The sequence below is a fragment of the Microvirga arvi genome (assembly GCF_016892765.1).
Taxonomy (GTDB): Bacteria; Pseudomonadota; Alphaproteobacteria; order Rhizobiales; family Beijerinckiaceae; genus Microvirga; species Microvirga arvi.
The window spans coordinates 13423-33459 of sequence record NZ_JAFEMD010000045.1; the positions used below are offsets into that span (position 1 = coordinate 13423).

At 62.6% G+C, this 20037-nt stretch carries 19 protein-coding genes; 6 read left to right on the top strand and 13 right to left on the bottom strand.

The features are described from left to right. Nucleotides 1-8: 8 nt before the first annotated feature. The 6 genes from ILT44_RS22165 to ILT44_RS22190 all read right to left on the bottom strand — a co-directional run bounded on the left by ILT44_RS22165 (nt 9) and on the right by ILT44_RS22190 (nt 5856). Nucleotides 9-863: an endonuclease/exonuclease/phosphatase family protein gene (locus ILT44_RS22165; RefSeq protein WP_204241786.1), complete on the bottom strand. Its 855-nt coding sequence runs from the start codon at nt 861-863 to the stop codon at nt 9-11. Next, complete coding sequence (locus tag ILT44_RS22170; RefSeq protein ID WP_204241787.1) at nt 863-1672, bottom strand: carbohydrate ABC transporter permease; 810 nt, start codon at nt 1670-1672, stop codon at nt 863-865. The genes ILT44_RS22165 and ILT44_RS22170 overlap by 1 nt, the downstream gene beginning before the upstream one ends. Then, the gene (locus ILT44_RS22175; RefSeq protein WP_204241812.1) at nt 1669-2571 is read right to left on the bottom strand and encodes a carbohydrate ABC transporter permease; all 903 of its coding nucleotides are present in this window, start codon (nt 2569-2571) and stop codon (nt 1669-1671) included. Before ILT44_RS22175 ends, ILT44_RS22170 begins: the two co-directional genes overlap by 4 nt. Nucleotides 2572-2653: 82 nt before the next feature. Continuing rightward, on the bottom strand, nt 2654-3937 hold the full coding sequence (locus tag ILT44_RS22180) for an ABC transporter substrate-binding protein (protein WP_204241788.1): 1284 nt from the start codon (nt 3935-3937) through the stop codon (nt 2654-2656). Nucleotides 3938-4021: 84 nt separating this feature from the next. Then, nucleotides 4022-5020 carry an ABC transporter ATP-binding protein gene (locus ILT44_RS22185; protein WP_204241789.1) on the bottom strand — a complete coding sequence of 333 codons (999 nt, stop codon included), beginning with the start codon at nt 5018-5020 and terminating at the stop codon, nt 4022-4024. Between the two features lie 26 nt (nt 5021-5046). Beyond that, nucleotides 5047-5856 carry an HAD-IIB family hydrolase gene (locus ILT44_RS22190; RefSeq protein ID WP_204241790.1) on the bottom strand — a complete coding sequence of 270 codons (810 nt, stop codon included), beginning with the start codon at nt 5854-5856 and terminating at the stop codon, nt 5047-5049. A gap of 193 nt (nt 5857-6049) precedes the next feature. Between ILT44_RS22190 and ILT44_RS22195 the strand changes: the two genes are divergently transcribed. Further along, complete coding sequence (locus tag ILT44_RS22195; RefSeq protein ID WP_204241791.1) at nt 6050-6847, top strand: DeoR/GlpR family DNA-binding transcription regulator; 798 nt, start codon at nt 6050-6052, stop codon at nt 6845-6847. A gap of 120 nt (nt 6848-6967) precedes the next feature. Here the strand turns inward: ILT44_RS22195 and ILT44_RS22200 are convergent, their stop codons facing one another. Together ILT44_RS22200 and ILT44_RS22205 are read right to left on the bottom strand one after the other, a co-directional pair. Further along, nucleotides 6968-8110, bottom strand: a complete 1143-nt coding sequence (locus ILT44_RS22200) for a sensor histidine kinase (protein WP_204241792.1) — start codon at nt 8108-8110, stop codon at nt 6968-6970. 105 nt (nt 8111-8215) lie between these two features. Then, nucleotides 8216-8524: a hypothetical protein gene (locus ILT44_RS22205; RefSeq protein WP_204241793.1), complete on the bottom strand. Its 309-nt coding sequence runs from the start codon at nt 8522-8524 to the stop codon at nt 8216-8218. Between the two features lie 1029 nt (nt 8525-9553). Between ILT44_RS22205 and ILT44_RS22210 the strand changes: the two genes are divergently transcribed. From ILT44_RS22210 to ILT44_RS22220, 3 genes are all read left to right on the top strand, one after another. Then, the gene (locus ILT44_RS22210) at nt 9554-10204 is read left to right on the top strand and encodes a hypothetical protein (RefSeq protein ID WP_204241794.1); all 651 of its coding nucleotides are present in this window, start codon (nt 9554-9556) and stop codon (nt 10202-10204) included. 260 nt (nt 10205-10464) lie between these two features. After that, nucleotides 10465-11172, top strand: coding sequence for a hypothetical protein (locus ILT44_RS22215; protein WP_204241795.1), 708 nt, complete (start codon nt 10465-10467; stop codon nt 11170-11172). A 92-nt stretch (nt 11173-11264) separates the two neighbouring features. Further along, nucleotides 11265-12710 (top strand): NAD-dependent succinate-semialdehyde dehydrogenase, encoded by a 1446-nt coding sequence (locus tag ILT44_RS22220; protein WP_204241796.1) that lies wholly within the window; start codon nt 11265-11267, stop codon nt 12708-12710. 271 nt (nt 12711-12981) lie between these two features. Here the strand turns inward: ILT44_RS22220 and ILT44_RS22225 are convergent, their stop codons facing one another. Both ILT44_RS22225 and ILT44_RS22230 read right to left on the bottom strand, forming a co-directional pair. Next, nucleotides 12982-13179, bottom strand: a complete 198-nt coding sequence (locus ILT44_RS22225; protein ID WP_204241797.1) for a hypothetical protein — start codon at nt 13177-13179, stop codon at nt 12982-12984. A 33-nt stretch (nt 13180-13212) separates the two neighbouring features. After that, complete coding sequence (locus ILT44_RS22230) at nt 13213-13785, bottom strand: PRC-barrel domain-containing protein (protein ID WP_204241798.1); 573 nt, start codon at nt 13783-13785, stop codon at nt 13213-13215. Between the two features lie 236 nt (nt 13786-14021). Between ILT44_RS22230 and ILT44_RS22235 the strand changes: the two genes are divergently transcribed. Beyond that, nucleotides 14022-14288, top strand: a complete 267-nt coding sequence (locus ILT44_RS22235; RefSeq protein WP_204241799.1) for a hypothetical protein — start codon at nt 14022-14024, stop codon at nt 14286-14288. Between the two features lie 290 nt (nt 14289-14578). Here the strand turns inward: ILT44_RS22235 and ILT44_RS22240 are convergent, their stop codons facing one another. After that, entirely contained in the window at nt 14579-14980 is a 402-nt protein-coding gene (locus ILT44_RS22240; protein WP_204241800.1) for a YbaN family protein, read from the bottom strand. 921 nt (nt 14981-15901) lie between these two features. Between ILT44_RS22240 and ILT44_RS22245 the strand changes: the two genes are divergently transcribed. Beyond that, complete coding sequence (locus ILT44_RS22245; protein WP_204241801.1) at nt 15902-16489, top strand: TetR/AcrR family transcriptional regulator; 588 nt, start codon at nt 15902-15904, stop codon at nt 16487-16489. 21 nt (nt 16490-16510) lie between these two features. Here the strand turns inward: ILT44_RS22245 and ILT44_RS22250 are convergent, their stop codons facing one another. Continuing rightward, a complete protein-coding gene (locus ILT44_RS22250) occupies nt 16511-17803 on the bottom strand; it encodes an amidase (RefSeq protein WP_204241802.1) in 1293 nt (430 codons plus the stop codon). Nucleotides 17804-17885: 82 nt separating this feature from the next. Next, on the bottom strand, nt 17886-20036 hold the full coding sequence (locus ILT44_RS22255) for a sensor histidine kinase (RefSeq protein WP_204241803.1): 2151 nt from the start codon (nt 20034-20036) through the stop codon (nt 17886-17888). Nucleotide 20037: the final 1 nt, after the last annotated feature.

The window sequence follows — 20037 nt, forward strand, 5'->3', positions numbered from 1 at the left end:
CGTTCGGATCATGAACCGATGGCAGCGGCCAACTCAAGCGCCAGAGGCTGGTGGTCGGATGCGGTGGTCTCGACGTCCACGTTCACATCAACAACCCGCTCGGCCAGATTCTCGGTCACGAAGATGTAATCCCGGCAATGCGGTCCTTGAGGCCATTGCTTGAAATCCGCTACGCCCGTGGTGGGCGGATGCGGCGTCGGGCCATGGGAGACCCTCCAGGCGTCTACGAAAGACGGAACGTCCGACAGGAACGGCTTCAGGATGTCCCGATAGAGCGGCTCGTCCGGTTCGAGATTGAGATCGCCGCACAGGATCGTGCCGACGGGCTGAGGCGAAGTGCGGTAGGCTCCGTTAGAATGATCCTCGAAGGCTATTTCCTTACGCCTCTCGCCTTCCTCGTGGATGGCACGCAGACGCTCGATTTGCGCCTTGCGGTGGATCTCGGAGTGATATTCCAGGTGCGTGGTGATCACGCGCATGGCACCCATCGGAGCTTGAACGAGAACCTCCAGGGCCTGGCGCTGCATGCTCCGGCCATCCGTCGCCGGCCAGGGCAGCCTATGACTGGCGATCTCCAGCACCGGCAGGCGGGACAGGATCATGTTGCCGAACACCTGAAGCCGCCCGCTTTCATCGACCTTCTCGACGGCCGGGCGGAAGACAGGCCTGTAGCCGGGGAGCAGAAACGCCAGAACGGCCTGCTGATCCTGATCGCCGTCGTGCGCGGCAAAGCCGTGGGAGACCTCCTGGAAGCAGAAGACATCCGCGTCGCAGAGAGCCTTCGCCGTTTGGACGATGCGCCTGAGGTCGATGCGGCCGTCGCAGCCGAGACCCCACTGGATGTTCCATGTGACGAGCTTCATCAGCGGATTCCGGCGCGCATGAAGGATTGCACGAACTGGCGCTGGAACAGCAGGAAGGCGAGGAGCAACGGCGCCATCGTCATGACGGTGGCGGCCGTGATGACCGACCAGTCCACGCCCGTTTCCGGCGCGCCGAAGACGGCGAGCCCCACGGTGAGCGGACGGCTCTCGACGGAATTCGTGACGATGAGCGGCCAGAGGAAGTTGTTCCAGTGATAGCTCACGGAGACGAGACCGAAGGCGATGTAGGTGGTCTTGCCGAGCGGCACGAACACGCGCCACAGCACGCCGAAGGAGGAAGCGCCCTCCACGCGTGCCGCTTCGACCAGCTCGTTCGGCACGCTCTTGAAGGTCTGACGCAGCAGGAAGATGCCGAAGGCCGAGGCCATGTACGGCAGGGCGATCGCCGGAATCGTGTCGAGGAGGTTGAGCGCGCTGATGACCCGGTAGTTCTCCACGATCAGCACGTCCGGCATGATCATGAGCTGCACGAGAACCAGCCCGAACAGCACCTCACGGCCGACGAACCGGAACCGCGCGAAGGCATAGGCCGCGAGCGTCGCTATGACGAGCTGCCCGGCCAGAACCAGGCTCACCAGCATCACGGTGTTCAGGTAGTAGCGGGCGAACGGCGCCTGCCGCCAGGCCTTCGCGAAATTGTCCAGGGTGAGAGGCGCGGTGATGTCGAAGCGCGTCGCGTATTCCGACGGATGGAATGCGCTCCAGAAGCTGTAGGCCAGCGGCAGCAGCCAGAGAAGCGCCAGCGCCCAGGCCGCGAAGGTCTCAATCGAGTGGCTGTCTTTTCTCATTGGTAGTGGATCCTGCGATCGAGATAGACGAACTTGGTCAGGGCCACGGCCGCCAGGATACTGATAAGCGTCACGGTCAGCGTCGCGGCGTAGGTCGTGTCCCAGAAATTGAAGGCCACTTCATAGATGTAGTAGAGCAGCAGGGAACTGGCGTTGTTCGGCCCGCCCTTGGTCATGATGACCAGCTGATCGACGAGCTTGAACGAGTTGATCAGGGCGTTGATGGAAATGAACAGGGTCGTCGGCATCAGGAGCGGAAACGTCACGCGGCGGAAGAAGTACCAGCGGCTCGCTCCCTCGACGGAGGCCGCCTCCTTCAGCTCCGGCGGGATCGACTGCAGCGCCGCCAAGTAGAAGATCATGAAGAAGCCGGCCTCCTTCCACACCACCATGACGGCGAGGCAGGTCATGACGGTCGAGGGATCGCCGAGCCAGTTGTGCCCGGAAAAGCCGAGGGATTTCAGGAACTGGTCGAGCAGCCCGTAATCCGGCGTGTAGAAGAACAGCCAGATATTGGCCACCGCGATCATGGGCAGGACCGTCGGGGTAAAGAACGCAAGGCGCAGGAACGACCGGCCGACGATCTTCTTGTCCACCCACACGGCCATGAGGAGCGCCAGCGCGATGCTGGTCGGCACGGTCGCAAGCGCGAAGATGAAGTTGTTGCGCAGCACCTGCCAGAAGACATCGTCGTCCAGCATGTAGCGGTAATTGTCCAGGCCGATGAATTCCGCCGGGCCGCTGCGGCCCAGGGAGAAGAAGCTGTGATAGAGCGTGGCCAGGATGGGATAATGGGTGAAGGTCGCAAGGAGAACGATCGCCGGCAGCAGCAGCAGCCAGGCATTGACGCTCACTGCCCAGTTCCTGCGCCTGGCGGCTTTCGGCTCGGTGGCGCTCATCACGGCGGCGACCATGGAATTCCCCCTCGTCAGAGATAGTCGCGTCGCGGCGATGATGTCGCCGCGACGCATTCGGAGCTGGCTACTTGTAGCGGCTGAGCACGCGCTCGGATTGCTTCTGAGCTCCCTCGAGGGCCTCCTGCGGGCTCTGGGTGCCGGTCACGGCCGCCTGCACGGCGTCGTTGACAATCTTGTAGATGCGTCCGTTGTCATGCACCGACAGCTCGGCCACAGCGTGCTTGAGCTGGTCGCGCGCCACGACCGCCTGCGGGAAGTCCTTGACGTAGGCTTTCATGGTCTCGGTCTCGTAGGCCGCCGGAGTGACGGCCACGTAACCGGTCTTGATGCTCCAGTCGGCGGCCCGCTCGGGAGCGGTCATCCAGCGGATGAACTTCACGGCCGCCTTCTGCTGCTCAGGCGTTGCGCTCTTGAAGACATAGAAGTTGCCGCCGCCGGTCGGCGACCCGCGCTGATCCTTGGCGGGCAGCATGGCGACGCCGAAGTTGAACTTGGCGCCCTCCTTCACGGCGGTCAGGTTGCCCGTGGTGTGCCACATCATGGCTGTCTTGCCTTCGAGGAAGTCCGTGCGCAGGGTGCCCCATTCCACGGCGCCCTTCGGCATCACGCCGTCCTTGGCAGAGAGATCGACCCAGTATTGCAGGGCCTCGACCGTCTTCTTCTCGTCGAAGAAGGTCTTGTTGCCGGCCTCGTTCATGAGCTTCTGACCGTTCTCGATGGCGAGCGCCTGCAGCATCCAGTAGCCGTAGCCCGTGGACGGAATCTCGACGCCCCAGCGGGTGACGTTGCCGGAGGCATCCTTCTTCACGAGCTTCTTCGAGATCTCGGCCATCTCGGCCCAGGTTGTCGGCGGCTTCTCCGGATCGAGGCCGGCCTCCTTGAACGCGTCCTTGTTGTAGTAGAGGACGATGGTGGAGCGCTGGAACGGCACGCTCCAGGTCTTGCCGTCGACACGGCCGTTTTCCATGAAGGCGGGATAGAAGCCGTTGAGCCATTCCTTGCCGTCGGCTCCGGCAAGCTCATCGATCGGCACGATGGCCTTCTCGTCCATCAGCGTGAACAGGTCGGTGGAGAACAGAACCGACAGCTGCGGCGGCTGTCCGCCCTTCATGGCCGTCATGGCCTTGGTCATGGTGTCGGTGTAGTTGCCCGCATAGACCGCCTCGATCTTGATGTCCGGGTTCTCCTTCTGGAACCCCTGCACCATGTCGTCGATGATCTTCGTGACCGGGCCGCCGACCGCGACCGGATAGTACATGGTCAGATCGACCGCTTGAGCCACAGTCGCGCCGAGGCTGGTCAATGTCATCAAACCTGCCGTGAGCAGGGCCTTCGTCTTGAACTTCATCATGTCCTCCCCTCTGGAGTTTTTTGGAAGTCATACGCTTGCGGTCGTAGCCGCCAGCGTTCTTTCAGAAGAATGCGGCCGCCGCTAGCTCAAAGCGTGAGCCGCGCGACGCTTTCCGCTGTCCCTGTCAAACAGATGGATGTGACGGTTTTGCCATCCTAGCTCGACCTTCGTGCCGGCCGGCAACGAGCAGTAGCCGGTCTGCCGCACGGAGACGGTCTCGCCCTTCACGTCACACAGAATGATGCTGTCCGCGCCCAGATACTCGACGGTCCTGACGGTCGCCGGCACCCCGTCCCGTTCGATGAGCGAAATGTGCTCGGGCCGTACGCCGAGCATCGCATCGTCCTGCCAGGACATGATGTTCATGGGAGGCGTGCCGATGAAGCGGGCCGTGAAGTCGCTCGCCGGCTCGTTGTAGAGCTCGTGCGGAGCGCCGTTCTGCTCGATGTGACCGTCGCGCATCAGGATCACCCGGTCGGCCATGGTCATGGCCTCGGTCTGATCGTGGGTGACGTAGACCATGGTCATGCCGAGCCTCTGCTGCAGGCTGCGGATTTCCGTGCGCATCTCGTGACGCAGCTTGGCGTCGAGGTTCGAGAGGGGCTCATCCATCAGGCAGACAGGAGCCTCCGCGATAATCGCGCGACCGAGGGCGACGCGCTGGCGCTGGCCGCCGGAGAGCTGCGAGGGCTTGCGCTCGAGCAGGTGGCTGAGGCCGACGATGTCGGCCACTTTCTTCAGCTTCTCGTCCCGCTCGGCCCGGCCGACGCCGCGGACCTTCAGGCCGAAGATGATGTTTTCGGCGACATTGAGGTGGGGAAAGAGCGCATAAGACTGGAACACCATGGAGATGCGCCGCTCGGCCGGAGAGAGATGGGTCACGTCGCGCCCACCGATGGTGATCGTGCCGGAATCGACCTCCTCCAGGCCTGCGATCAGCCGGAGCGTCGTGGACTTGCCGCATCCGGACGGACCGAGAAGGACAAGGAGCGAACCAGCCTCGGCCTTGAAGCTGATCCGGTCGACTCCTCCGACGCCGCCCCAGGTTTTCGAAACCGCATTGACAAGGATTTCAGACATGAGCGTCGACCCTATGGCTTTTCATATCAGATGATCTCCCGGCTTCTTGTCCTGAGCAGCAGGTCCGCGAGTTCCGCGAAGCCGTCTCCCGAGTGCCCTTGGGTCATGTAGGCCGGCTTATGCTTCAGCCGGTGCGCGAAGGCCTGGATGTTGGCCACGCCGACGCTCAAGGGGAAGGCCGCGAACATCGGCTCGTCGTTGGGCGAATCGCCGGCATAGATCACGCTCTGACGCGCCTCGTCCCAATTCATGTTAAATCCATCAGCCAGCAGGGTTCTTGCCATGGTGAGCTTGTCGTAGTCGCCGAACCAGCCGTTCACGTGGATCGAGCTGACCTTCGCCTGCGCGCCGGCGCGCTCGAAGATGGAGACGATCCGATCCACCTCAGTCTCAGCCAAGGCCGGCACGTCCTCGCAGAAGTCGATGGCGAGATCGGCCAGGCGATAGGGCTGGTCGCTGGCGAGCGCACAGCCCGGCACGGTGGCCAGCACCTCGCTCTCGATGGCTGCAAGCCGGCTGCGGTTTTGCGCCCGCTCCTCGGGACTCGCCCAGAAATGTTGCTGCATGGTTTTCCGCTCGCGGTCGTAGCGGAAGTAGAAAGCGCCATTCTCGCCCACCACCGCATCCACCGGCCACATGCGGGCGATGTGATCGCACCAGCCGGCAGGGCGGCCCGTGACGGGAATGACGATGAAGCCTGCCTGGTGCAGCCGTTCGAGGGCAGCATAGGCGCGTCCCGTCAGCAGGCCATCTGTGGTCAGCGTGTCATCGATATCAGTCAGCACAACGCGCACGGCGCGTGCCGTCTCCAGCGAAAGCTCCGACAGGGGCTTCATGCTGTCTGTGCCTCGAGGGCGACTGTGCGATGGGCTGGCTCTGAATACATCTCTCCCCCGGCGAGCTCATAAGGCTCTTTCTGTGGAGCTTAGAAACAGAAAGTTGGGAGATCAAGCATACTTATGTGGAATGTCCAAAGTTTTCATGACAGACCAACAATAGCGGCATCAAGCCTGGTCCAGGATCGTACCCATGTCCTTCTCAGAGGGGAAAAAAGCCACCCGTCAGCGCGTGATCATGACCGAGCTGGCGCTCAGTCCCAGTGTCAGGACTTCCGAACTCGCCACGCGGCTTGGGGTATCCGCCGAGACCGTCCGGCGCGACATCGAAGAGTTGACGCGGCGCGGGCTCGTCAGCCGCACCTATGGCGGTGCGACGGGTCTCCAGCTCGGCCTGCAGCCTGGATTTCAGGATCGTGACGCAACGGCAGTCCAGGAGCGCGACGCCATCGCCCGCATGGCCGTTCGGATGGTCAAGCCAGGCGACGTCCTGATGATCGACTCAGGATCGACGACCGCTCACTTCGCCCGGGCCCTGGCTTATTCGGTCGACGGCCTGACGGTGATCACCAATTGTCTGGCCGTCGCTCAAGCGCTGGCCCCCCAGAAGAAGACGCGGATCGTGTTCTGCCCAGGAGAGTTCTCGGCCGACGAGGGTGGCGTCTATGGTCCCGACACATGCGCCTTTCTCGACCGGTTCAACGCCGATATCGCGTTCATCGGAGCCAGCGGCCTGACCCTCGACGGGCCGAACGACGTGGTGTCGAATGCCTGCTGGGTCAAGCGCATGATGCTGGAACGGGCGGAACGGCGCGCGCTCCTCGTCACCTCCAGCAAATTCAACCGGCGTCACCTCGAGCTTGTCTGCCCTCTGGAGCATCTCTCGGACGTTGTGACGGAAGCCCTCCCGGCCGGCCCTCTGGCCGATGCCCTTCACGCGAGCGGCGTTGCGTTGCACGTCAGCCCGATCGGACATTCCGGCACGTCCTGAAACCATCGACATAAGCCCGGATAGCGAGGCTAGAGCTGTTTCCACTGACGTGGAATCATCTCTTCTTTGGCTTGCCGCATTTCTTGACGGCGAACCGGATCCACTTGGCCGAAATATGCTCTAGTTCTCTATGGGAGCATCGACCGTGCATAGGATGCCGGTTGGAGCAAACTCGATCTGCACCTCGCCGTTGAGATCGTCAGCAAGGCTCCGTTCTATCAGCCGCGTTCCGAAGCCGCGCCGAGCCGGTTCTCGAACAGGTGGCCCATCCGTCTCTTCCCATAGCAGATGCAGCCGATCTGGTGCCGTCTCATGGCTCAATGTCCATTGAACCTTGATTTGTCCAACGCCGTTCGAAAGTGCTCCGTACTTCACCGCGTTTGTCACCAGCTCCTGCAAGGCCATGGCAAGGGCCAGGGCCATGCGTGGCGGCACCTGCACCGGCGGGCCCTGCACGTGGATGCGGTTTTCCCCACGGCTGCGATATGGTTCGACGGCCTGCGAAACGATATCTTGGAGAGCCACATGGGCCCAGCTTCGGTCCGTCAGGACATTGTGGACCTGCGACAGGGCAATGAGGCGGCTCTCGATGGCGCTGGAAGCGTGGTTGAGGTCCGGCGCGTTGCGAAGGGTTTGCGAGGCGATGGACTGCACCGTCGTAAGCGTATTCTTCACCCGGTGGTTCAGCTCGCCGATGAGAAGATCCTTGTCTCTCACGGCCCCCCGCAGCTGATCCACGACGCGCAGGCGCTCAATGGCCGCTCCAAGAAGATTGGCATAGCTCCTGAGAAACTCGACATCCGACTGCGTGAAGTCCCGTGGTGTCTGGCTGTCCACCTGGAGAACGCCGAACGGCGGGCGCCCGTTGCTGCTGAGGATCAGCACGTTCACGAAAGCCTTCACTCCGTCCTCTTTCATGAAATCGTGGTATTCGAACCGCTCCTCCTTCGCGATATCGTTTGAGATGACCGCGCCCTCTGTCAGAGTCAGACCCTCCGGTGAGTTCTCATTAGCGGTAACGATCGCATGACCGATGACGCCCGGCTTCCAGCCGACGCCTGCACGGGCCTTGAAGGTCTTTCCATCGGGCAGGAGCTCCATGACCTTTGACAAAGCCGTATCGAGGGCGCGGCCGACCAGCTCGCAGCCCTTGTTGAGGATGCGGTCCAGGTCTTCGTTCTTGAGCGCGAGCTCGCCGAACTCTGCCAGAACGCGCTGCTGCTCCAGAAGTGCGTCCTGGTCTATGTCGTGTCGGTCAGCCATCTCGCATTGTGCCAAGGTTGATACAGCAAGGATTTCAATCCCGGTGATCGCCGCTGGTTCCACAAGGCGTGCAATGCTCCGGAAGGCATGCCGTCTCTCCAGCGCTTATGCCCCGCGGCTTTCGAGATAGATTCTCGCTGCCTTGAGGGCGGCCCCGCATTGCGGATTCGTGTTGCCGAGAATGTCTTCGGGGCTCGTTTGGCCGGTCCAGACATTCAGGGCGGTCGACACGACCCACATCGGCTCGGCCATGGCGCGGTCGGCCAGCCGCGGCAGCGAAGCTTCGGCGCATGTCCTCACATCCGCGATCACCGCCTGAGGCGCCCGAACCTGCGCCAGGCGCTCGCTTAGTTCCGCCTGGAGCGGATCGACAATCAGCAGGCTGACGAAAGACGACAGAATTTCTTGGAGCATGATCACCTCTGTGCCGGCGGCCGGATCGAAAGCGATCCGACATCACGCAAGCGCCACCGCAGCTCGCGTCAGAGGGGCCCGGATCAGGGGTCTGCTGGAAACGTAAGCATGGGATGACGGCATTCAAGGTTGGATCGCGGCGATTCTGCTGCGGTGAGTTTCACTGTCGGGAAGGAAGCGGGCAAGTGCCGTGCCTACACCCAGCGCACCACCATCGCCTTCGGCTCAACCGCCTGATCCGGAACGCCTGTCAGATGCCCTTGGATGAAGATCGGATGCAGGACTAAAGTCCAAGACTTTAGTCCGTATCTGAAAAGCTTTAGTCCTAGTACCTCGGTGGTACTCCGCCAGAGATCGAATGAATCGTAGAAATATTCCTACAAAGACAATATCGTCCAAATACAAGTCCCGAATAAGACATAAACTATAACGGAATATCTATGAAACTTCGGCTTCTGGTCGGGGCTGCCGCCCTTTTATCTTCAACAAGTCTAATTGCTGCAGATCTGTCTGCTGTAAATCCTAAGCGCTATACTTCACGAAATTCGTCTGCCATCGCGACAGGAAAGGCTCCTGTCGCAAGGAACCAAGAGGCAGGACGCTCCAAAGTCGTTAGGATGCCGCCCCCTGCACCACGAAGCCGTGCTCTTGCGATGGATCCAGCATCGGCAGCCGGTCAGAGGGCGGCACAGCCGGTCTATACCGAGAATGTGGACGCATCGTTCCAGCGCTACTGCCAGCCCGTGATGGTCCGCGGCCTGTTCGGGCCGCGTCAGGTGTGGGAATGCCCGACATACCCGCGCGAGCAATGGGCCGGAGGCGTCATCGCCACGGATCGGGCAAGCGACGGCTCTCTGGCCAGCGCCAGCCTCGCCTCACCTTCGGCACCCGGCCCCAGCACCGGAGGTCCGGCCAACCCTCCCAATTCAGGCGGAGGGACAGGCGGAAGCAACAGCCCACCGCAGAGCGGCGGTACCGGCCCGGTCGCCGGCGGCCCGACGAACCCAGGCGGAGGGGCCAGTCCTGGAGGTGGCACGAACCCTGGAGGCGGCACCAATCCCGGAAGTAGCACGAACCCTGGAGGCGGAACGAATCCGGGAAGTGGCACCAGTCCCGGAGGCGGAACGAACCCCGGGGGCGGGACCAATCCCGGAGGCGGCCATAGCGGTGGCGGCAAGGGAGACGATCACCATGGAGGCGGAGGACACCACGGAGGCGGTCATGGGGGTGGCGGTCACAACGGTGGCTATGATGGCGGCCATCACGGCAATGGTCCGCCCGGCGGAGGCCATGGCGGCGGGGGTCGCGGCGGCAAGGACTATGAGGGCGACGATCGTGACGGCGGCAAAGGTCGTGGCGGCAAGGGCTCCGACGACGGCAAAGGCCGCGACGGCAGGGATGATGACCGGGGCGGCAACCGGAGCGGTCGGGATGGCGACGACCGCGGCGGAAATCGCGACGGCGATCGGGATGGCGGCAACGAAGGTGGCGGCTCCAAGTGGTGATCTGACGGCTGAACTGGTGCATGGAAAGGATCGGAGCACCCTTTCCAATCCGTCAGGTCATCAGATCCCAGAGACGCTTCCGACAGGCTGCGAAGTCCGCACTCCCATCGCCGTCCACATCTTCATCCGTAACCGAGTCGCTTCAAACCTGATCGTGACGCAACTCGTCTGCTGAATCCAAGTGACAGTTATCGCATCGCAACGGAACGGATAATATTACAGAATCCTCAGTAAAAAAGGCACGAGCAACAAGAGCGAAATATCGCGCATGATTTTGCCGCTCGTTCTTGCATTATATTCCTGACGCCCACGACAATCTCACTCGGTTCAATCGAACATCCTCATTGTGACGCTACAGCCTCAAAGTTGCCGCGATTGCCGCTGTATGAGCGGAGTTGCGCACAACAATGATTTGTGGATCGAATCGTCAGCCTCATGAGCTCTTCGCCTCACTACCGAAACGACTTCAGTTTTCCCTGGTCCGCCGACGATCAATCGCGCAATGAGCTCATCAAGAAGCTCGAACAGGTCTATCGGCTATGCCACCTGCGGTGGCGCATCGTTGAGCGATACGGCGACGCAGCGCGTCCGGTGCTCCGCCGGATCGGCAGGACACTGGATCAGACCGCTCTGGCCACCGCGTTGATCGTGCTTCCGAGAGTCTATGCCGAGTGGGACAGGATCCGTCCCGCCCTGATTTCGAACGCACGGACCCTGCTCCCCTTCGTTCCGCTGGTGAAGACCGCAGAGGAAGAGACCTTGGAGCAGGACCCGATCTGGGAACTCCTGCGGGAGTTCAAGGCGCTTCAAGCCGATCAACAGGACAAGGCCGCCAAGAATCTCGCCCTCCTCTGGGGGCATTTCGAGGAGACTTTCGGCGGCTTGAGCGGGTTCATGGCGGAGCCGCGGACCGAACAATCCCTCTATCTCGACAAGCTCGCCACGGCCTCGCGGCGCATGAAGCTCGCCCGGGGATCGGAGGTGGCGTTCCATTATGTCACCGTCGAGCTGATGCGGCTTTATGTGGAGTGCCTGCAGAGGGGACGGTCGGATCGCGCCGCCCTCTCCCTCGCAACCTGCGTCTCTGCTTTGATCAATCGCGGGCGCATGATGACGCCGGCGATCACCCATCAGGCTGCCTAGCGCATCGAAAGAAGAGAACGCCGGAACACCTCTCCCCTCCTCCCGTTTCCTCGCTGAGCAGGAGCCGACCCCCAATTCGGGAGGACATCGTCATGGATGAGACCACCCGCCCGCCCGGGCGCGACCCGTCGCAAAGTCGGGAGCCGTCGAACGCATCGGACGAGAGGCCGCGCTTCGAGACCAACGATCCTTCTACAGGGAAACCTGGCCAGCCTTACGAGGGACACACCCGGGACGAGGCACTGGCCCTGGCCGAGGAGGCTCGCGGAGCCTTTGCGGAGTGGCGGCGGACGTCCTTCGCGCATCGCGCCGGTCTCATGAAGGAGGCTGCCGCGGTGCTGCGGCGCCGGCAGGCGACATTCGCCGATATCATGACTGCCGAGATGGGCAAGACTCGCAAGGAGGGCCTGGCCGAGATCGAGAAATGCGCCTTCAACTGCGATCATTTCGCGGAGAATGCCGAGCGTTATCTCGCTCGCGAGCCGGTGGATCTTGGCGGCCCGAAAACCTTCGTCACCTACAATCCAATCGGCGTGGTGCTCGCCGTCATGCCGTGGAATTTCCCGTTCTGGCAGGTGTTCCGCTTCGCGGCTCCCGCGCTCATGGCCGGCAATGCGGCCGTTCTCAAGCATGCAAGCAACGTGCCCGGCTGCGCCCTCGCCATCGAGAGCGTATTCCGCGAGGCAGGCTTTCCCGAGCCTCTGTTCCGCACGCTGCTCATCCCGAGCCGGGATGTGCGCGCCCTGATCGAGGCGCCCTCGATCGCGGCCGTGACGCTCACCGGCAGCGTGGAGGCGGGACGCCAGGTGGCGGGCGCCGCCGGTGCGGTGCTAAAGAAGTCCGTGCTCGAGCTCGGAGGCTCCGACGCCTACATCGTTCTGGACGATGCGGACATGGAGAAGGCGGCGCGGGTGTGCGCCGCGGCGCGCATGGTCAATGGCGGGCAGAGCTGCATCGCCGGCAAGCGCTTCATCGTGGTGAAAGCCGTGCGCGAGGCGTTCGAGCGCGCCTTCGTCGAAGCCATGAACGCCTACGCGATGGGTGATCCGCGCGATGAGAGGACGAAGCTCGGGCCGCTGCAAAGCGTGAAGGCGCGCGACGAGATTCACGATCAGGTTCGAAAGAGCCTCGACAAGGGCGCCCGCCTGCTCCTCGGCGGCGAGGTGCCTGAGAAGCCGGGCGCCTGGTATCCGGCAACGGTGCTGACCGATGTGCGCCCCGGCATGCCGGCCCATGACGAGGAGGTCTTCGGGCCCGTGGCCGCCATCATCGAAGCGGCCGACGAGGCAGAAGCCATCCGCATTGCCAACGCCTCGCGTTTCGGGCTGGGCTCCGGCGTTCTCACCGAGAACCTGGAACGGGGCGAACGGATCGCGGCGCAGGAGCTGGAAGCGGGCATGAGCTTCGTCAACGCCAATGTGCGCTCCGATCCGCGCATCCCCTTCGGCGGCGTGAAGGAATCGGGCTACGGCCGCGAATGCTCGCATTTCGGCATCCGCGAATTCACCAACATCAAGACCGTGCTCGTCGAAGGCTGAGACCGGGCCAGAGCATCGGACCCAAATGTCGATTCCACTTTTTGGGATCCATCCGATGCTCGATTCCTTGATCAGCGCGTCGCCCGTAGCGGACCCGGAGGGCCGCGCGATGCGCTGGGCACAAAGAAAAGGCCCGAACGGAAGAACCGTCGGGCCATCGAGTTGCCAGAGGGGAACGAAGGTATTCGGTTGGACAACGGCCAAGCCTCCGGCGAGTTCCCGTCCGCCATGTTATCCTCCGCGGGTCGCCGGAGCCGGACTCAATGCAGGATCAGCGCGGCGCAGCCTCGATCGCATCCTGCTCGACGACGCGCTCGATCATCTCCGCTTCGCTCTTGATGCAATAGAGCGGCATGCCGCCCGCGGTCGACGGAAGCAGGCGCAGGATCCTGAAGAGATCGTGCGGAAGATTGGGGCAGGATGGCCGGGGCCGAACGACCTGACCGACTTTGAACACATGCGCGATCATGGCGAATCTCCAGGGTGTGACGGAACGTTGCGATCAGATCGGCCCTCGGGGAATGTCCTTCCAGTAATCCCGCATCTCCTGCTCGCGCCTGCGGTCGGGCCAGACCCGGTCGTCGCCGTAGAAGGCGGGCGCTCCCTGGACCTGTGCCTCGGTCACATCCGTGCGGTAGCCTTCGAGCTCCTTGTCGTAGGAGAGCTTGTCCCAGGGGATCGTGTGATGATGGACGCCCATTCCCAGAAAACCGCCGAAGGTCACATCGACGTAGAGAACGCGACCGCTCACCTTCTCGATCAGAAGACGCTTGATGGTGCCGATCTGCGCTCCGCGCAGATCGTAGACGGCGGTGCCTTCCACGCGGTCGCTCGCGATCACCGGGTGGGGTGATGTCGGACGGTTGACGGGACCCCAGAGGTAGAAGCCGTTCTCCATGATTCCGGCGGCCACGATGGCGCGACTGACGCCCAGGGTCCACTCCTCATCGGGGCCGATCTGCTGGCTTGAAACCCAGGGCCCCAAATCGGCCGGCAGGGTCTCGCCCGCAGGGCTTTCGGCAAAGCCGAGGAGGTCGGGAGCCGTCTTGGACTGGAACACGTAATAGGTTCGCATGGCGCATCCCCTTCAACAGGATCGATCGCGCAGCCCCCGTTTCGCATATGAGCAAGCTTGAAAATGCCTTCGATGCTCATGATGTGATTGTAAACCTCAATCGCAAGACCTCAAACAGGGATCCTGCCATTCGAGAGCCGGTGGCTTTGTAAGCGTTGGATCGTCGGGCGTTCGATGTTAAGCTGAATGACGGGCTGAATGGATCTCTCACCGCGAGGAAGGTACAGGTGGCAGACTTGGCGATATCCTTGCTGGTCGTCCTTGCCGGCGCCGTTGGAATGCTCCTGCTGCTCGTGACATGGTTTGGCAGCAGAAGCCTCACGCCGGAGATCGAGGACGAGCTCGATCCGATCTTGGGGGCCAGGGATCCGATCGCCATCTACGAATCGCATGGCCCTTTCATTCCCATGCCCACGCATCTGACAACCAGCGACCAGATGGTCGAGTGGATGACGAAAGAGCTGCCGAAACTGACTGCAGAGATTGCGGGTCCGCGAACCTGATCTGCTTCGCCTTCAAGGCGAATTCTAACTGTGATGAGCGGGTGTCAGGGAAACATCAGCGCCGAGGTCAACACGCTCGCCGCATAGGCGAGAGCGATCAGCAGCGGCGCGAGCATCACGGCTGAGGCAAGCAGGAAGATCGACAGACTGAGACTGCGCATGGCACTGCTCCTCCCTTGAGATGCCCGCAGCCTAACCGGAACCTTGACCTTAACATGGCGCGATTTTGTCCAAACAGGACAAGGATCGGATAACGAAGCCGCTCCGCAACGACTGATATGGACAGGCTTTCATCGATCCGTGCACGAGACATGCCGCAGCGTTTCGGATCCGCCGCGCGGCGCAGGCCGCGTTGCGATGTAGAAGGCGACGCTTCCCATGATTGCGGCGAGTGCGAAAACAAGGATATCGCTTTCACTGAGCCACAGGATCACGCCGTAGGACAGTGCGAGCATGCTCAAGGCACAGATCTTGGCCCGCCGCGGAATGGCCTTCTCATCCCGCCATGTGGTCAGCAGGGCGCCGAAGCGGGGATGGCTGTAGAGCCGGTCAGCCAAGGCCGGGTTCGAGCGGGCAAAACACCAGACGGCCAGGAGAACGAAAGGCGTCGTCGGCAGAACGGGCAGGAAGATCCCGATCACGCCGAGCGCGAGGTTTGCATAGCCAAGGCAGAGATAAAGCTGACGCAACATGGGGTTCAGGGTCTCCCGGGCCCGCTGGGAAGAGCATAACGCGCGTTGGCGGGATCTGTGCCAACGAACCCTGATTGAGGTGGCTTTCCCGGTCTCAGACAGACGGGATCTCCCTGTCATGTGCAGTCCCGTTCGTGGGGCGAGCCATTTTATCGAAAAGAGAATGCATTTTCAGAGACGATCTTGATCCCGCAGGGAGGCCGGAATCGGAAGACCTTCAAAGAGGGGCCGTCCTAGATGCGATGCCCTAAAGAATGCTGCAGTACAGAATACGGAGATTGGCCCAGGGCCCTGCCTTTCTAGCGTCCTTGCCTATAGCCATGCCTTTGATATCACCGTTCTGACCTCGAGCAGACGCCTCAGGATTTCGGAGCCGGATCGCCCTGACGATGGAGCCAGCGTCTTCGATGTCCCGCCAGAAGGTCCCAAGCTCACAGCGCCAGTTACGAGTGGCGCCCGTTAAGGGAGCGGTCGGTGGAGCAACGTCTTTAGAGAGCACGCTCATGAAACGGATCATCTTGTGACGCTCCCTTGCCTTTATGGTCTCTGAGGCGGGCAAATCGCTGGATTCAGCGGTTTCATCCTCGGCTCGGCATACTTCCCTTACGGAAACCATCAAACAGACCTCGGTGGCTCTTGTTCTTTACATGATGATCATAATCTAATATTTCTCTCCCTTGCAAGGGCTCTCCGCGGAAATTCTTGCCCAGCAACGATTTCAATGCCTGCCCGTGCCAAAGCAAGGCTGGTTTCGCGCGCAGTTTCGTCCCTCTTTTAGGGACAAGATTGAGAACAACCTGAGACTGTCCTAGGGGAACTATGGACAGCTTAAGGGTAACGTAGTATTATATTGCACATATGATGATAGATTCAGTCACATCACCCATTCGACCGATCCCTCTTCTGGGAAAGTGAACGACCATGCGCTACGAAAAGGGTCACAGGGATGCTACGCGCAAGCGCATCATTGCGGTCGCGGCGCAGCAGCTTCGAAAAGATGGTGTGGGTGCAAGCGGAGTGGCTGGGCTTATGGCAAGCGCCGGCCTCACCCATGGCGGATTTTACAGCCATTTCCCGTCCAAGGATGCCTTGATCGAGGAAGCTCTGCACGAAGCAATAGAGCAGGTGAAAGCTTGGCTCGGATCTGTCGTGGAATCGAATGAGGACAAGTTGGAGGCCGTAATCCGCGCCTATCTAAGCCCATACCATCGGGACAACCCGGAGAACGGATGCGTGGCTGGAGCACTGGCACCGGAGATCGCGCGCCATTCACCGGCCGTGCGCGAGATGTTCACGCAGAGCATTATCGAGCATGTGGATATGGTGGCCAGCCTGCTGCCTGCCAGCGCAACGCCTGAAGCGCGCCGCTCGGTCGCCAGGGCGATCATCGCCGGCACGACCGGCATGATCCAGCTCGCACGCGCCGTCGACGATGAGGAGCTCTCGGACCAGATCCTGGAGGACGGAATCGCTGCCTGTCTGAGCCTCGCCCGCTCCATCGCGGCCTGAACGACGCAAGCTCGATCTGCATCAGCGCGCCAGTTCGCGCTCTACGCCCGCTGCGATCTCCAGCAGCCGGCGATCCTGTCCGTGGCGGGCCACCAGCATGAAGCCCACCGGGCGCTCGCAGCCGTCGATGGGCAGCGAGATGGCGGTGAGATCGAATTGGTTGCCGAACATGGTGTTGCGCAGGATGTGCCAGTCCATCTTGTTGTAGAGCCTGTCGTCGGCCTCCAGTGGCGCAGTGAGTGGCGCGGTGATCGCCGTTGCCGGCAGCGCCAGCACATCGAGAGGCGACAGACGCTGATCCATGGCGGCGATGAGCGCACGACGCTGGTGCATCATGCGGATGTAGATAGGCGCCGGCACGGTGCCGGCACGCTCGATCGACCATCGCACCCGCGGATCGAACTCCGCCGCCTTCGTCTTCAGCCAGTCCGCATGGACCTCCGATGCCTCGATGGAGGCGATGGAGGCTGCGGCAGTGGTCTCCGCCATGGCCCCGAGCAGATCCTCGATGCCGTGATCGGCAATCCTGGCGCCGGCTTGCGACAGGCGGCTCAGGGCTGCCTCGAACGCCTGCTCCACCATCGGCTCCGTGTCCGAGAACAGGCGCCCGCGTGGAATGCCGATCCGCAATCCCGCAAGGGGCTGGGATTTCAGGAGATAAGGCTCCTCGCCGGCCATGATGGCATCGGCGAAGGCGCAATCCTGAACGGAGCGGGCCAGCGGCCCGATGGAATCGAGGCTGGGCGAGAGAGGGAACGTTCCCTCCAGGGGAACGCGATGCGCGGTCGGCTTGAATCCGATGACGCCGTTGAAGGAAGCCGGGATGCGCACGGACCCGCCCGTGTCGCTGCCGATGGAGATCTCGCTCGTGCCCTCGGCGACGGTGACGCCGGCGCCCGATGACGAGCCGCCTGGGATCCGCAGGGGATCCGCCGCATTGCCTGGGGTGCCGTAATGGGGATTGAGGCCGATCCCCGAATAGGCGAACTCGACCATATTGGTTTTGCCGAGAATGACGGCGCCGGCCTGGCGCAGGCGGCGCACGATGGCGGCGTCCTTGGTCGCAGGCGGCCTGTCGCGCAGGGCGATGGAGCCCGCGAGCGTGGTCTCGCCCGCCACGTCGAACAGATCCTTGATCGAGATGATCGTTCCATCGAGCGGGCTCAAGCGCACGCCCACGCGCTGTCTTGCATCGGCGGCGTCGGCAGCGGCGCGGGCCACGTCCTCGTAAAGCCGCACGAACACCCGCTCGTCGGCGGCCCGGCCGGCCAGGCGCTCCAGGATGGTGTCGAGCTTGTCTCGGATCGTCGTCATGGCAGCACCGGATGCGGGAGGAACGACCCAGGTTAGCACCCGTGCGGCCCTCTGCTGTCAAGCGGACGCGGCGCTTTTTTCCTCACGAGGCATAGCGTTCCTGCGGCTCGCTCTCGTCCTCCCCGTCGGAGACCAGGATCGTGATGGGGAAGGTGATTACGCAGCGAATGCCAGCCGGCGCGAAATCGAGCTTGATCTCGCCGCCGAGCTGCTGCGCCAGACCGCGCTGAATCAGCTTCATCCCGAAGCCTTGACGCTCCGGCTGCTTCACCGGAGGACCGCCACTCTCGACCCATTCCACGAGCAGCGCCGGCGAAGCGCCTCCCGCGGTGATGGCCCACATCACGTGAACCTTTCCGTCAGGAACCGAAAGGCTGCCGTACTTGACGGCGTTCGTCGCCATTTCATGGATGGCAAGGCTCAGGGCCAGGACGGCGCTCGGCTGCAGGTTGACCCGAGGGCCCCTCAGGCGGATGCGCTGGCGCATCACGTCCTGGTAGGGATCGAGTTCGTTCTTCAGCACGTCTTCCAGAAGCGCGCCCTGCCATTGGGTGGACGTCAGAAGATCGTGGGTCTTGGCGAGCCCTTGCAGACGATCCATGAACGCGTTCCAGGCGGCCGGATCGCTGTTCTCGGACGAGCGGCGGGTGAGAGACGCCACCGATTGCACGGTCGCCAGCGTGTTCTTGACCCGGTGGTTCAGCTCGCGGAGCAGAAGCGCCTGCCGTTCATCGGCGAGCTTGCGCTCCGTGACCTCCTGCGAGACTCCGACCATGGAGAGCTGCCCATCCGGTCCCGTGCGCGTGCGACCGCTGATCCGGATCCAGTGCTCGCTGCCGTCAGGCCAGATCGCGCGATACTCCACATGAAGATCCGTGCGGTTCGCGACGGCCTGCGCCACGGCCTCCACCTGCATGGCGCGGTCATCGGGATGGATGGACGCCACCAGATCCGCATAGGAGAAAGGCTCGTCGGGACCGCGGCCGAAATTGGCGCGGCAGGTCGGGGATGTGATGAAGGCGCCCGAGGACGGCGTGAACTCCCAGGAGCCGAAATCACCGGCATTGAGCGCCAGGCGCAGACGGGCTTCGCTCTCCGCCATCTGCGCGAGAACGTGCTCCTGATCCCGCTCATGCCTGCGGATATCAAACGCGGCCTCCATGAGAGCTTGCTTGATCGTGTCGAGCTCCAGGACACGGGTGCTGGAATCGCCAGGCATCTCATCTCTGCGGCCGAGGGCCCGCGCAGCGGCCACGAGCTGGTCGACCGGCTTGGCGATTGCCCGCGAAAGAAGGGCAGCCAGGAGAATGCCGCCGAGGATGACCGCGACCAGGATCGCCAGCCAGAAGAACGAGCGCCGGATCGATTGTGCAATCTCGGCATCGGGCCTGCTGATGACGAAAGACCAGCCATAGGTTGGCGACTGGCTGAAATAGGTGCGCACGGGAATACCGTCGAGCGTCACGCTCTGGAGCTGTCCCTCCTGGGACGTGGCCAATGCCTCCTGGATGTTGGGGCTGGCCGGCTGACCGACGAACCGTTCCGGCGAGCGGGAGCGGGCCACGATCTTCTTGCTGCGATCGAGCACGGAGGCGTTCCAGCCGTCGACGATCCGCTGATCGCGGATGATCCCCTGGAAGGCCTCGGGACTGATGGCCAGCGACAGGATGTAGGCGACCCTCCGGTCCAGAACGACGGGCACATCGATGGTGATGAGCCGCTGCCCCGTCAGGGAACCGACATAAAGGTCCGAAACCTGGGCTTCGCGGGTTTCCTGAACCCGCCGCAGCACACCCGGCCGGTTGCTGTCCGGCAGCCGCACGCCATAGGGAACGCGGGTGTTGAAGATCGCGCGGCCGCCGGGCTCGAAGAGGGCGATCCAGGACGGATCGGCCAGCCCGGCCTCCTGGGCCTGCCCGTAGAAGCGCTGAAAGTCCCCTTCGCTGAGCAGGGGCGACCGGGACAGCACCCGCAGGGCAAGCACGGACTTCTCGATCTCGCGGTCGAGCAGCAGGCTCAAGGCGCGTGCGGTTTCCTGCATGCGCTGGTCGATGGCCTCCTGCTCGGCCCTGTAGCTCGAATAGAAGCCCCCTGCCGCCACCAGGATGAGCGGCAGCGAGATGGCAAGCACCAGCCCCCACAGAACCCGCCGCAGCGATATCCGGGCTCGTCCGGGGAGATCCCTGACCGCTTGCGCAGCGTTTATTCCGGCCTTGGATTCCCGCGTCATCATG